This window comes from Rhizobium lentis (genome assembly GCF_014200175.1).
Lineage (GTDB): Bacteria > Pseudomonadota > Alphaproteobacteria > Rhizobiales > Rhizobiaceae > Rhizobium > Rhizobium mulingense.
The window spans coordinates 55,265-67,473 of the sequence record NZ_JACHBD010000002.1 but is presented as its reverse complement, the minus strand read 5'-3'; the positions used below and the strand labels follow the sequence as shown (position 1 = coordinate 67,473).

The 12,209-nt window shown below is 62.9% G+C and carries 15 protein-coding genes; 11 read left to right on the top strand and 4 right to left on the bottom strand.

Going from position 1 to position 12,209, the window contains the following annotated elements; translation table 11 throughout:
• Positions 1-37 precede the first annotated feature (37 nt).
• The 3 genes from GGI60_RS06010 to rsmI form a co-directional block, all read right to left on the bottom strand.
• Positions 38-541 (bottom strand): cupin domain-containing protein, encoded by a 504-nt coding sequence (locus GGI60_RS06010; RefSeq protein WP_183914050.1) that lies wholly within the window; start codon positions 539-541, stop codon positions 38-40.
• A 116-nt stretch (positions 542-657) separates the two neighbouring features.
• Positions 658-1,026: a YraN family protein gene (locus GGI60_RS06005; RefSeq protein ID WP_097579465.1), complete on the bottom strand. Its 369-nt coding sequence runs from the start codon at positions 1,024-1,026 to the stop codon at positions 658-660.
• On the bottom strand, positions 1,016-1,933 hold the full coding sequence (gene rsmI, locus GGI60_RS06000) for a 16S rRNA (cytidine(1402)-2'-O)-methyltransferase (protein WP_183914048.1): 918 nt from the start codon (positions 1,931-1,933) through the stop codon (positions 1,016-1,018). Before rsmI ends, GGI60_RS06005 begins: the two co-directional genes overlap by 11 nt.
• A 260-nt stretch (positions 1,934-2,193) precedes the next feature.
• On the opposite strand from rsmI, the gene dnaN reads away from it, so the two are divergent.
• The 8 genes from dnaN to GGI60_RS05960 all read left to right on the top strand — a co-directional run bounded on the left by dnaN (position 2,194) and on the right by GGI60_RS05960 (position 8,108).
• Positions 2,194-3,312: a DNA polymerase III subunit beta gene (gene dnaN, locus GGI60_RS05995; protein WP_012482366.1), complete on the top strand. Its 1,119-nt coding sequence runs from the start codon at positions 2,194-2,196 to the stop codon at positions 3,310-3,312.
• Between the two features lie 57 nt (positions 3,313-3,369).
• A complete protein-coding gene (locus tag GGI60_RS05990; RefSeq protein WP_183914046.1) occupies positions 3,370-4,278 on the top strand; it encodes a DUF72 domain-containing protein in 909 nt (302 codons plus the stop codon).
• A 95-nt stretch (positions 4,279-4,373) separates the two neighbouring features.
• A complete protein-coding gene (gene pmtA / locus GGI60_RS05985; protein ID WP_183914044.1) occupies positions 4,374-4,973 on the top strand; it encodes a phospholipid N-methyltransferase PmtA in 600 nt (199 codons plus the stop codon).
• Position 4,974: 1 nt separating this feature from the next.
• On the top strand, positions 4,975-5,562 hold the full coding sequence (locus tag GGI60_RS05980) for a histidine phosphatase family protein (protein ID WP_183914042.1): 588 nt from the start codon (positions 4,975-4,977) through the stop codon (positions 5,560-5,562).
• 1 nt (position 5,563) lies between these two features.
• Positions 5,564-6,271 (top strand): orotidine-5'-phosphate decarboxylase, encoded by a 708-nt coding sequence (gene pyrF, locus GGI60_RS05975; RefSeq protein ID WP_183914040.1) that lies wholly within the window; start codon positions 5,564-5,566, stop codon positions 6,269-6,271.
• A gap of 22 nt (positions 6,272-6,293) precedes the next feature.
• A complete protein-coding gene (locus tag GGI60_RS05970; protein ID WP_097666992.1) occupies positions 6,294-6,581 on the top strand; it encodes a DUF1330 domain-containing protein in 288 nt (95 codons plus the stop codon).
• A 111-nt stretch (positions 6,582-6,692) separates the two neighbouring features.
• The gene (locus GGI60_RS05965) at positions 6,693-7,673 is read left to right on the top strand and encodes a complex I NDUFA9 subunit family protein (RefSeq protein WP_183914038.1); all 981 of its coding nucleotides are present in this window, start codon (positions 6,693-6,695) and stop codon (positions 7,671-7,673) included.
• 282 nt (positions 7,674-7,955) lie between these two features.
• Positions 7,956-8,108, top strand: a complete 153-nt coding sequence (locus tag GGI60_RS05960; protein WP_096771293.1) for a hypothetical protein — start codon at positions 7,956-7,958, stop codon at positions 8,106-8,108.
• A gap of 235 nt (positions 8,109-8,343) precedes the next feature.
• Here the strand turns inward: GGI60_RS05960 and GGI60_RS05955 are convergent, their stop codons facing one another.
• Positions 8,344-9,141 (bottom strand): undecaprenyl-diphosphate phosphatase, encoded by a 798-nt coding sequence (locus GGI60_RS05955; RefSeq protein ID WP_183914036.1) that lies wholly within the window; start codon positions 9,139-9,141, stop codon positions 8,344-8,346.
• Between the two features lie 236 nt (positions 9,142-9,377).
• Between GGI60_RS05955 and GGI60_RS05950 the strand changes: the two genes are divergently transcribed.
• From GGI60_RS05950 to GGI60_RS05940, 3 genes are read left to right on the top strand one after another with little or no spacing between them, the layout of a single operon-like run.
• Positions 9,378-10,070: a glutathione S-transferase family protein gene (locus GGI60_RS05950; RefSeq protein ID WP_183914034.1), complete on the top strand. Its 693-nt coding sequence runs from the start codon at positions 9,378-9,380 to the stop codon at positions 10,068-10,070.
• Positions 10,071-10,082: 12 nt separating this feature from the next.
• Complete coding sequence (gene queG, locus GGI60_RS05945; RefSeq protein ID WP_183914032.1) at positions 10,083-11,243, top strand: tRNA epoxyqueuosine(34) reductase QueG; 1,161 nt, start codon at positions 10,083-10,085, stop codon at positions 11,241-11,243.
• Positions 11,234-12,103 (top strand): SDR family oxidoreductase, encoded by an 870-nt coding sequence (locus GGI60_RS05940; protein WP_183914030.1) that lies wholly within the window; start codon positions 11,234-11,236, stop codon positions 12,101-12,103. The genes queG and GGI60_RS05940 overlap by 10 nt, the downstream gene beginning before the upstream one ends.
• Positions 12,104-12,209: the final 106 nt, after the last annotated feature.

The window sequence follows — 12,209 nt, the reverse complement described above, 5'->3', positions numbered from 1 at the left end:
GCAACGGTCAATCAAGGCTTGCGGCCCCCGCCGATGTTCAGGCAGCAATGCCCTGGTTGCCGTTGTTGCGCAGCAGGTTGCGCAGGCGATAGGCGATCGCCAAGGGCTTCGGGAAGGGCTTGCGCAGGAAGGCGACCTTGCGGACATAATTATCGACCCGCCAGCTTGCCCAGGTTCCGCCGGCGAAAAAGGCGACGTCGCCGGCGCGCAGGGTTCGTTCGGTACCGTCCTCGGCGGTGATATGGACCTCGCCTTCTAGGATCATCACCGTCTCGTCCCAGCCGAAATACCAGCGGAATTCGCCTGATGTGCAGTCCCAGATCGCCGTCAGCGAAGCCTCGTCATGGCCGCGCGAATGTTCGGCGGTGCGCGCTTGCGGGTTGCCGCTGATGATCCAGTCGGGATTGATCGGCGTCGATTTCAGCGGCAGCCGGTCGCTTGCATGGGCGACGAAGGATTTGCCGGCCGGCTTCGCCACGGCATAAGGCACCGAACGCGCGGCCATGGCGACCGCACTTGCCAGCATCAGCTTCCAGGCCATGAAACAACCCCCAATTGTTACCCCAACAGGGATTGCGATAGCAGAGAGTCGTAAGAAGCTGGTTCAAACCGGCGCTAAAATTTTAACGATCCGAAAGCCTGCTGAACCGGGAACCGCTAAAACGCATCCGGAAAGTGGCGCGGCAGGCGGCCGGGCGTAACCGCAACGATATCATAGCGCTGGGAAAGACGGGCCTGATCGGCCTGGCGGGCGAGCCAGAGATCGCTTGCCGCCCGTATCCGCTTCTGCGCGGCGGCGGAAACGGCGTCGACGGCCGCAGCCTCGCCATGGCGGGCCTTGACCTCGACGAAGACGGCAAGATCGCCCTTGCGGGCGACGATATCGATCTCGCCGAGCCGGGTGCGGTGGCGCAGCGCCAGGATGCGATAGCCTTTCAACATCAGGAAGACGGCGGCGACATATTCCGACATCAGGCCGCGGCGCAGCGCCTTTCTTCTGATGGCGGTGAGGTCGTTATCGCCCATCGGCGCCCTTCATCTCCAAGAGGCGCTGATAGAGCACCTTGCGCGGCAGGCCGGTGATACGGGCCGCCTCGGTGGCGGCCTTTGCGGTCGGCATCGACTTTACGAGATCGGCAAGCACGGCCTCGACATCGGCCTGCGGCGTTTCCACCGGCTGCGGCGGAGCGACGACGAGAACGATCTCGCCCTTGACGTTGTCCACCTCCCGGTAATGGGCGGCGAGTTCGGCCAGCGTGCTGCGGCGGAACTCCTCATAGGTCTTGGTCAGCTCGCGGCAGACGGAGGCCGGCCGCGTGGCGCCCAGCACATCGGCGGCAGCGAGGAGCGTGGCGCCGATGCGATGGGGCGATTCAAAGAAGATCAGTGTCGCGGGGGCGGTGGCGAATTCACCGAGACGGTCTCGGCGGGCCTTGTCCTTGGCCGGTAGAAAACCGGCGAAGAGGAAGGCGTCGTTCGGCAGGCCGGAGCCGACAAGGGCAGCGAGCGGCGCCGAGGCGCCGGGGATGGGGACGACACGATAGCCCGCCGCAATCGCCTGCTGCGCCAGCCGATAGCCGGGATCGGAGACGAGCGGCGTGCCGGCATCGGAAACCAGCGCCACCGAGCGGCCCGCCTCCAGCGCCTGCAGCAGCCGCGGCCCGGCCTCGTCGGCATTATGTTCGTGATAGGCGAAGGGGCGGTTCTGTATGCCGTAGCGATCGAGCAGGACGCGGGTGACGCGCGTATCCTCGCAGGCGAGCACGTCGGCACCGGCCAGCGTTTCCAATGCGCGCAGCGTGATGTCGCCGAGATTGCCGATCGGGGTCGCCACCAGATACAGCGCCGGCTCCAGCGGCCGCGCCGGCACCGCCATATTGTGCAGGCGGAAGCTTTTCCGGCTGGCGGTTTCCGCTGTCGTTTCCTCATTCATGCCGTTTGCTTTCGTCCCGCCGGCGCCTTGCCGGTTCATCGGCCTTTATGGGCGAGCCGCACCGCTTCGGCAAGGGTTCGGATTTCTGTGAGGATTGCTTCGGAAAACCTGAAATGCGGGCCTCCCACCGCCCATGCCTCTTGCAAAGCGATGCTGAAGTCTGCCATTTTGCCCGTCCACTCCCCCGGTGTCAGGCCGGGACAGCATTCTTCGGGTGCTCGATGCGCCCGGACAGTCACGGTCGAAAGCGGTAGCATCCCATGCGTATTACTATTGAGCGGTCAAACCTGTTGAAATCGCTGAACCACGTCCACCGCGTGGTCGAACGTCGCAATACGATCCCGATCCTGTCCAACGTACTGCTCAAGGCCGACGGCCAGAACCTCGACATGAAGGCGACCGACCTCGACCTCGAGATAACCGAGGCGACGCCGGCGAGCGTCGAACAGGCGGGCGCCACGACCGTGCCGGCCCATCTTCTCTACGATATCGTGCGCAAGCTTTCCGACGGCTCGGAAGTGCTGCTGGCGACCAGCACCGACGGCGGCTCGATGACCGTGCAGTCCGGCCGCTCGAAATTCTCGCTGCAGTGCCTGCCGGAATCCGATTTCCCGGATCTGACCGCCGGCACCTTCACCCATTCCTTCAAGCTGAAAGCGACCGATCTGAAGATGCTGATCGACCGCACCCAGTTTGCGATCTCGACGGAGGAGACACGGTATTACCTGAACGGCATCTTCTTCCACACGATCGAGAGCAAGGGCGAGTTGAAGCTTCGGGCGGTCGCGACTGACGGCCACCGGCTGGCCCGCGCCGATGTCGACGCGCCCTCCGGTTCCGAGGGCATGCCGGGCATCATCATTCCGCGCAAGACCGTCGGCGAACTGCAGAAGCTGGTCGACAATCCGGAAGCGATCGTCACGGTCGAAGTTTCCGACGCCAAGATCCGCATGACGATCGGCTCGATCGTGCTGACCTCGAAGCTGATCGACGGCACCTTCCCTGACTATCAGCGCGTCATCCCGACCGGCAACGACAAGGAAATGCGCGTCGACTGCACGAGCTTCGCCCAAGCCGTCGACCGCGTCTCGACCATCTCTTCCGAGCGCGGCCGCGCCGTGAAGCTGGCGCTGTCCGAGGGACAGCTGATGCTCACCGTCAACAATCCCGATTCCGGCAGCGCCACGGAAGAAGTCGCCGTCGGCTACGATACGGATGCGATGGAAATCGGCTTCAATGCCAAGTATCTGCTCGACATCACCGCGCAGCTTTCCGGCGAGGAAGCGATCTTCCTGCTAGCCGATGCCGGCTCGCCGACGCTGATCCGCGACACCGCCGGTGATGACGCGCTCTACGTCTTGATGCCGATGCGCGTCTGACGGGAACGAAGGCCGCCTGCCATTGTTTTCCTCCTGTCAAAACGGGAGGATCTCCTCATGAAAAAGACCGGGACTGTGCGCATCGGCTTATCCGGCTGGACCTATGCTCCCTGGCGCGGTCAATTCTATCCCAAGGGTCTGCCGCAGAAGCACGAGCTTTCCTACGCCGCCCGGCACTTCCGTTCGATCGAGATCAACGGCACCTTCTACGGATTGCAGCGGCCTGAAAGCTTCGGCCGCTGGCGGGAGGAAACGCCCGAGGATTTCGTCTTCGCCGTCAAGGGCTCGCGCTTCATCACTCATATGAAGCGATTGCGGGAGATCGAGACGCCGCTTGCCAATTTCTTCGCCTCCGGCCTGCTGCGGCTCGGCCCCAAGCTTGGGCCTATCCTCTGGCAGTTTCCGCCGAACACGGCCTTCGACCCTGCGCTTTTCGAAACCTTCTTGTCGCTGCTGCCGCATGACTGCGATGCCGCGATCGCGCTGGCGAAACGCCATGACGGCCGTCTCAAAGGGCGCGCCTGGCTTAAAAGTGACGCCGATCAGCCGATCCGCCATGCTTTCGAGATCCGCCATGACAGCTTCCGCTCGCCAGCCTTCATCGAGATGCTGAGGCGTCACAACGTCGCGCTTGTCTGCGCCGACACGGTGGAATGGCCGCTGTTGATGGACATCACCGCCGACTTCCTCTATTGCCGCCTGCATGGTTCCGAGCAACTCTATGTCAGCGGCTATGAGGATGAAGCGCTCGATCTGTGGGCGGAGCGTGTCCGCGTCTGGGCACGGGGCGGAGAACCTGAGAATGCGACGCGGGTGCTTGCGCCCCTGCCGTCGCGCAAGAAGGGCCGCGACGTCTATCTCTATTTCGACAATACCGACAAGAAGCTGCGCGCGCCCGTCGACGCCGCTCACCTCAGCGAAAGGCTTGCCGATCTCATGCCTCGTTCCGACCGAAAGGCGGCATGAGCTGTTGATGCCGATGTCCTCGTTGCGAAAATCCTTGTCGCGGGAGCGACAAGCAGCATATTAACACAGTCGATCAACATGCGGATGGGTGGAGAATGCGTTTACGGGTCAAGGTGAAGGAACATTTCGGGAAGAAATTCGATGAGGAAATCCGCTTCTTCCGCGGCATGATGCAGGGGCCGAAGACGGTGGGCTCGATCGTGCCGACCTCGTCGATCACCGCCAAGCGCATGGCCAGCGTCATCGATATGCATTCGGGGCTGCCGGTCCTCGAACTCGGCCCCGGCACGGGCGCCATCACCAAAGCGATCCTTGGCCGCGGCGTGAAGCCGGACAATCTGGTGGCGATCGAATATTCGACGGACTTCCACCAGCATCTGCTGCGAACCTATCCCGGCGTGCACTTCATCAACGGCGACGCCTTCGATCTCCAGACGACGCTTGGCGCCTTTGCCGACCAGACCTTTGATTGCGTCATCTCCTGCATTCCGCTCTTGAACTTCCCGATGGCAATGCGCGTCGCCCTGCTGGAAAGCCTGCTCGACCGCCTGCCGGCCGGCCGGCCGGTGGTGCAGATCTCCTATGGCGCGATCTCGCCGATCGCCGCCAATCCCGATCGCTACCATATTCAGCATTTCGACTTCGTCATGCGCAACATTCCGCCGGCGCAGCTCTGGATCTACAGACGCGGCTGAGATGTTCGGGATCTATATCACCCACCCGCAAGTCAGAATCGATGCCAATGTGCCGGTGCCGAAATGGGGGCTTTCCGATGTCGGCGCGGCGCGTGCCCGAAAGGCCGCCGAGAGCGGCTGGGCGAGGCAATTGCGGCGCATCATCTCCAGCGACGAGACCAAGGCGATCGAGACGGCCGAAATTCTGGCGCAAGCCTCCAACCTGACGATCGAGATCGTCCACGGCATGCATGAGAACGACCGTTCGGCCACCGGCTTCCTGCCGCCGCCGCAATTCGAAGAAGCGGCCAACTGGTTCTTCGCCCATCCGGAAGAAAGCTTCAGGGGCTGGGAGCGCGCGGTCGACGCGCAGGCCCGCATCGTCGAGGCGGTCGACGCCGTTCTCGCCGCCCATGATGCGACAGCGCCGATCGGCTTCGTCGGCCATGGCGGCGTCGGCACGCTGCTCAAATGCCATCTGGCCGGCGGACCGATTTCCCGCGACCGCGACCAGCCGGGCGGCGGCGGCAATCTCTATGCTTTCAGCCTTGCGGATCGCCGCTTATCATGCCACTGGACACCCATCGAAGACTGGCGGGGGGTGAGTTGAAATGGACGCACGCGAGCGATTGATCGTCGGCCTGGATGTTCCAACGATCGGCGACGCGGAAAAACTGGTTTCCACGCTCGGCGACGACATTCTCTTCTACAAGATCGGCTATCAGCTGGTTTTTGCCGGCGGCCTCGAATTCGCCCGTGACCTTGCCGCAAGCGGCAAGAAGATCTTTCTCGACATGAAGCTGCTCGACATCGACAACACTGTCGCCTCGGGCGTCGAAAACATCGCCAGGATGGGCATGTCGATGCTGACGCTGCATGCTTATCCCAAAGCGATGCGGGCGGCGGTGGAGGCTGCGGCCGGCTCCGGCCTCTGCCTGCTCGGGGTGACGGTGCTGACGTCGATGGATGCCGAGGATCTTGCCGAGGCCGGCTACAGCCAGGATCCGCACAGCCTGGTGCTGCGCCGCGCCGAACAGGCGCGCGCCGCCGGCATGGGCGGCATCGTCTGTTCGGCGGCGGAGGCGGCCGAAGTGCGCGCAATCGTCGGCCCTGACATGGCAGTCGTAACCCCCGGAATTCGTCCGACCGGCAGCGACCATGGCGACCAGAAGCGGGTGATGACGCCTTTCGACGCATTGAAGGCGGGGGCGACCCACCTCGTCGTTGCCCGTCCGATCGTCAAGGCGCCCGATCCCAGAGAGGCCGCCCGCGCCGTCCTCAACGAAATGGTCGGCGCGCTCTGGCCGGCAAACCGCTGACGAGAACCAAAGGGAGAAGACCATGGCCAAGGGATATTGGATCGCCCGCGTCGATGTTCGTGATGCCGAGCGCTACAAGGATTATGTGGCGGCGGCCAAACCCGCCTTCGAAAAATACGGCGCCAATTTCCTGGCGCGCGGCGGCGCGATCACGGAGCTCGAAGGCAAGGCGCGCGCTCGCAACGTCGTGATCGAATTCCCCTCAATGCAGCATGCCGTCGACTGCTATAATTCGCCGGAATACCAGATCGCCGCCAAAATCCGCCAGGAAGCGGCCGATGCGGAAATGGTCGTCGTCGAAGGCGTCTGAACGACTTCGCACCCGCAAAACTCACGGCGCGATGGGCCTTCCCGTCGCGCCGGGATTGGGCTAAGACGGGTGCCGATACCGCATCCCGCACAGCCTTTCGAGGAGCCTGCCATGACCCTTGCCAACCTGCCCCCGCTCGTCACTGTGTTCGGAGGGTCCGGCTTCGTGGGCAGGCACGTGGTTCGGGCGCTCGCCAAGCGCGGTTATCGCATCCGTGTTGCCGTGCGCCGTCCTGATCTCGCCGGCTTCCTGCAGCCGCTCGGCAATGTCGGCCAGATTTCCCTAGTGCAGGCGAACCTGCGTTATCGCAACTCGATCGATCGCGCTGTCGACGGTGCCAGTCACGTCGTCAACTGCGTCGGCATTCTGCAGGAGACCGGCCGCAACACCTTCGATGCCGTGCAGGAATTCGGCGCCCGCGCGGTCGCCGAGGCGGCGCGCAATACCGGCGCGACGCTTGCCCATATTTCGGCGATCGGCGCCAACGCCAATTCCGATTCGGACTATGGCCGCACCAAGGGCCGCGCCGAAACCGCCATCCTTTCCATCAAACCGGATGCGGTGATCTTCCGCCCGTCGATCGTCTTCGGGCCGGAAGACAGCTTCTTCAACAAATTTGCCGATATGGCGCGCATGTCGCCGGTCCTGCCGCTGGTCGGCGGCGGCAAGACGAAATTCCAACCGGTCTATGTCGAGGATGTCGCCGAGGCCGTCGCCCGCGCCGTCGACGGCAAGGTCGCCGCCGGCAAGGTCTATGAACTGGGCGGGCCCGAGGTGCTGAGCTTCCGCGAATGTCTCGAGACGATGCTGAAGGTGACGTGCCGGAAAAACCGGTTGGTGTCCCTGCCCTTCGGCATCGCGTCGATGATCGGCAGCATCGCCTCGCTGATCCCGTTCGTGACGCCGCCGATCACCCCGGACCAGGTGCGTCTGCTCAAGCGCGACAACATCGTTTCCGCAGAAGCCGAAGCGGAAGGCCGCACGCTGAAGGGTCTCGGCATTGCGCCAACCATGGCCGCATCGGTGCTCGAATCCTACCTGGTGCAGTATCGTCCGCACGGCCAATACACCGGCTCCGGCAAGGCTGCCTGAACAACTTTTTGCCTTCGACACAGCGCCGGTCGCGCATAGCGCGGACGGCGTTTTGCGTATTCGCCGGAAGCAAAGCCGGCGCGAGTTTCAACTGTTGTTGTGCCGGTCATATCAAGTGCAGTTGCATAAAAGACGCAGCGGAAATTTTGTGGAATTAACGCCAAATTTAGCAGGAACGTTTATTGCTATTTGCCATTCCACTGACTACCAAACCCCGCGCGTCTTCGAAGGACTCAACGCCTGCGAAAAGCGTGCGGCAATCACTGTGAAAGGCAATACTCGATGGGCAAGTCAATCGCGCTCCTGTTTGCGTGTGCGGCGCTGGTTATCCTTGCAGGCTCGTTCGTTGCGTCCGGTTCGGTCGCGGCGGTAAAGGGCGGCTGCTCGCCGGCCTACGGCGTCGATCCTTGCTCGACGGCTTCGATCAACCATTGACGAACGGCCGGGCCTCGGCGCCGGTCTCATAGAGACAAACAGCGGCCGGAGCGTCTGAATCAGGACGCTTCCAATGACCGCCCCGTCTTACCCGCTTGAAAAGCAGTGGACGCGACTCTCTCAGATATTGCCAGCAGAAGGTTTGCGCCTGCCGACCTCAATTCGGTTCGCGACATCGGGCAGGCGGTTGCATTCGCGCCTGGGAGATGCGCGAATGCAATGCGGTAGAGAGGGCTCAGCCGATCAGGCCGGTGGCGGCCATGCCGAGCAGCAGCACGCCTAGTATGATGCGGTAGATAGCAAACAGTGTGAAACGATTGCTCCTGATATAGGCGAGCAGCCATTTGACGGCGATGAAGGCGACGATCGTGGAAACAACGAAGGCGATGGCCAGCGCCGTCCAGTCTTCGCCTGCCGCACCGCCGTCCTTGAAGGTCTTCAGCAACTCATAGCCGCTCGCCGCATACATGGTCGGGATGCCGACGAGAAAGGCGAATTCCGTCGCTGCGGCGCGATTGCCGGTGCCGGCCAGCATGGCGACGAAAATCGTGGCACCGGAGCGTGACGTTCCCGGGAAGACGCCGGCAACGATCTGAGCGATGCCGACCAGGATAGCGACAAGCCAGGTGATCTGCTTATGGGGCGGCCTGCGTGCTGCCGCCCACTCGGCAAAGATCATCCAGATGCCGCCGATGATTAGCGCCCAGGCGATCGGCGTCGCGGTCTCCGGCAATTCGTACCCCAGCTTCTTGACGACGAGGCCCAGAATGGCGGTGATGAGGAAGGCGACTATCAGCTTGGCGGCATAGTCTCGATTTGCAGGTTCCCGCCAGCCGAGCACCAGGTCCAGCAGGCGACGCCAATAGATTATCGTGACGGCAAGGATGGCGCCCGCCTGAATGACGATGTTGAACATGTCCGACCGATGGCCGAGCCACTGCTCCGCAATGATGAGATGGCCGGTGCTCGAGATCGGCAGAAACTCGGTGATCCCCTCGATGACACCGAGAAGGGCGGCATTGATATAGTCCATAAATTGTCTCCGGTTTAAAGGTCAGTCGGACTTCAACAGCGCTTGAGCCGATCAGGCGCGGCCTCTATCCTTGTGCGTAAGACGCGTGCTTTGCCCCTTGTCTGATGGCGTGAAATCCGATTCGCTTGTATTGGCCCGGCCAAGCTCCTATAGCTTCAACCAATGAGTCATGACTAGGGCGCTATAAACGAGCTGCCGCACAGTCCTGTAACAGCAATCATAAAGCCCGAGTATCGATGCCCACGCTTTATCATCATCCCATGTCATCCGCATCTCGCTTCGTCCGGCTGATCCTGGCGGAATACGGCTATCAGGCGGATCTGATCGAGGAACAGACATGGGAAAAGCGCCGAGATTTCCTGGCGCTCAATCCGGCCGGCACGCTGCCGGTCTATGTCGACGACAGCATGCGCGCGCTCTGCGGCGCGAGCGTCATTTCCGAATATCTGGACGAGACGCACGGCGTGTTGAAGCGCGACCGGCGGCTGCTCGCAGAGGACCCATTCCAGCGGGCTGAAATTCGCCGGCTGACCGAATGGTTCATGCAGAAAATGGAAAATGACGTGACCAAGCCGCTCGCGCGCGAGCGTGTCTATAAGTTGCAGATGACCGCCGATCAGGGTGGCGGAGCACCGGATTCGAAGATTTTGCGCACGGCCCGCGCGAATATCCGCCAGCATATGCGTTATCTTACCTGGCTTGCCGGCTCGCGTCAGTGGCTGGCTGGCGAGCGGATGAGCTATGCCGATCTTGCCGCTGCCGCCTCGATCTCGATCCTCGATTATCTCGGCGAAATCGACTGGGCCGACGCCCCTGTCGTCAAGGAATGGTATCAGCGGCTGAAGTCGCGCCCCTCCTTCCGGCCGATGCTGACCGAACGCGTGCGCGGCCTGACCCCGGTTTCGCACTATGCCGATCTGGATTTCTGACGAGGGCTTTTCATGCCCGAAAATGATGACAAAGAGCGCCGCCGCCGCGACAATTTGACCGAGTTCGTCCGGGCGGAATCCGCCGCCAAGGGCTTCGATCTCTGCCGCATCACCCGGCCGGACGCCATCCCTGAAGCGAAAGAGCGCCTTGGCCAGTTCATCGATGCCGGGCACCACGGGACGATGGAGTGGATGGCGGAGACGCGCGAGCGGCGCGGCGATCCGCTGACGCTCTGGAGCGAGGTGCGGTCCATCGTCGTCTTCGGCCTCAACTACACGCCGGAGGAAGATCCGCGCGGCATCCTCAGCAAGCCGGACAAGGCGGCGATTTCAGTCTATGCCCGCAACCGCGATTATCACGACATCATCAAGGGCCGGCTGAAGGAGATCGCCACGCGTTTTGCGGCGCGGGCCGGCGCCGACGTGAAAGTGTTCGTCGATACCGCGCCGGTCATGGAAAAGCCACTGGCGGCGGCCGCCGGCCTAGGCTGGCAGGGCAAACATACCAATCTCGTCAGCCGCACGCATGGGTCCTGGCTGTTTCTCGGCAGCATGTTCACCACGGCCGATCTTGCAGTCGACGCGCCGGAGGCCGACCATTGCGGCTCCTGCCGCGCCTGCCTCGACGTCTGCCCGACGGCTGCCTTCCCGGCGCCCTATCAGATCGACGCGCGGCGCTGCATCTCCTATCTCACCATCGAGCATAAGGGGCCGATCGACCCCGATCTCAGGCCGCTGATCGGCAATCGCATCTATGGCTGCGACGACTGTCTTGCCGCCTGTCCCTGGAACAAGTTCGCGATCTCGGCCTCTGAAATGAAGCTCAAGACCCGGGAAGATCTGAAGGAGCCGCCTCTCGCCTTTCTGCTGACGCTCGACGATGCCACCTTCCGCGCCTTCTTCAGCGGTTCGCCGGTGAAGCGGATCGGCCGCGACCGCTTCATCCGCAACGTGCTGATCGCCGCCGGCAATTCCGGCGATCGGGCGCTCATTGCGCAATGCCGCCTTCTCGCCGGCGATCCCTCGCCGGTGGTGCGCGGCATGGCGGTCTGGGCCCTTTCCCGGCTGATGGAGGCTGGCGAATTCTCGGCCTTTGCCGCACAAAGGGTCGATGAGCGCGACAACGACGTATTGACCGAATGGCGGCTGGCAGGAGTGGACCGATGCATGTGATGATCTTTGGCTGCGGCTATTCCGGCACGGCGATCGCAAAGGCCTTCGTGGGCGAAAACGTGCGCCTATCCGGCACCACGCGCTCGGCCGACAAGATGGAGGCGCTGCGAGCCAACGGCATCGACGCGTTCCTGTTCGACGGCGAGACCATGGACGACGACTTACGCCGCGCGCTGGAGAGCGTCACCCATCTCGTGCAGTCGATCGCGCCCGGAAAGGCCGACCCGCTGCTGCGACTGTTGGGCGAAGACAGCGCCCGCCTCCTGCCTCGGCTCGAATGGATCGGCTATCTCTCGACGGTCGGCGTCTATGGCGATCACAAGGGCGCGTGGGTGAGCGAGGAAACGCCCTGCGTGCCCGTTTCCGGACGATCAAGGGAGCGGCTCGAGGCCGAACAGGGCTGGCTGGCGATGGGCCGGGAGCGCGGTGTTCCGGCGGCGGTGCTGCGTCTTTCCGGCATTTACGGGCCAGGGCGCAACGCCTTCTGCAATCTGGACAAGGGCACGGCGCGGCGCCTGATCAAGAAGGACCAGGTTTTCAACCGCATCCGCGTCGAAGATATCGGTGCGGCGACCCGCTTCCTGTCGGCACGCGGCCTTGATGGCATCTATAATGTCACCGACGACCGGCCCGGCCCGCCGCAGGATGTGATCGTCGAGGCAGCGCGGCTGATGGGCGTTGAACCGCCGCCGGAACAGGCTTTCGAAACCGCAGAACTGACGCCGATGGCACGCACCTTCTACGGTGAGAACAAGCGCGTTTCGAACGCGAAACTCAAGAAGGCGGGCTTCGAATTCTCTTTCCCGACCTATCCGATGTCGCTTGCGCAATTGTGGCAGGACGGACACTGGCGCGGTTAGAGCCTTTCCTGGTTAGATTGAAGCATTCTGTCGGCTCAAACGGAGTCGGATGGTCGACCGGCCGGCGCGTCGTAGCCTAGCTCTACGGCCAAGCCGGCCAGTCGAC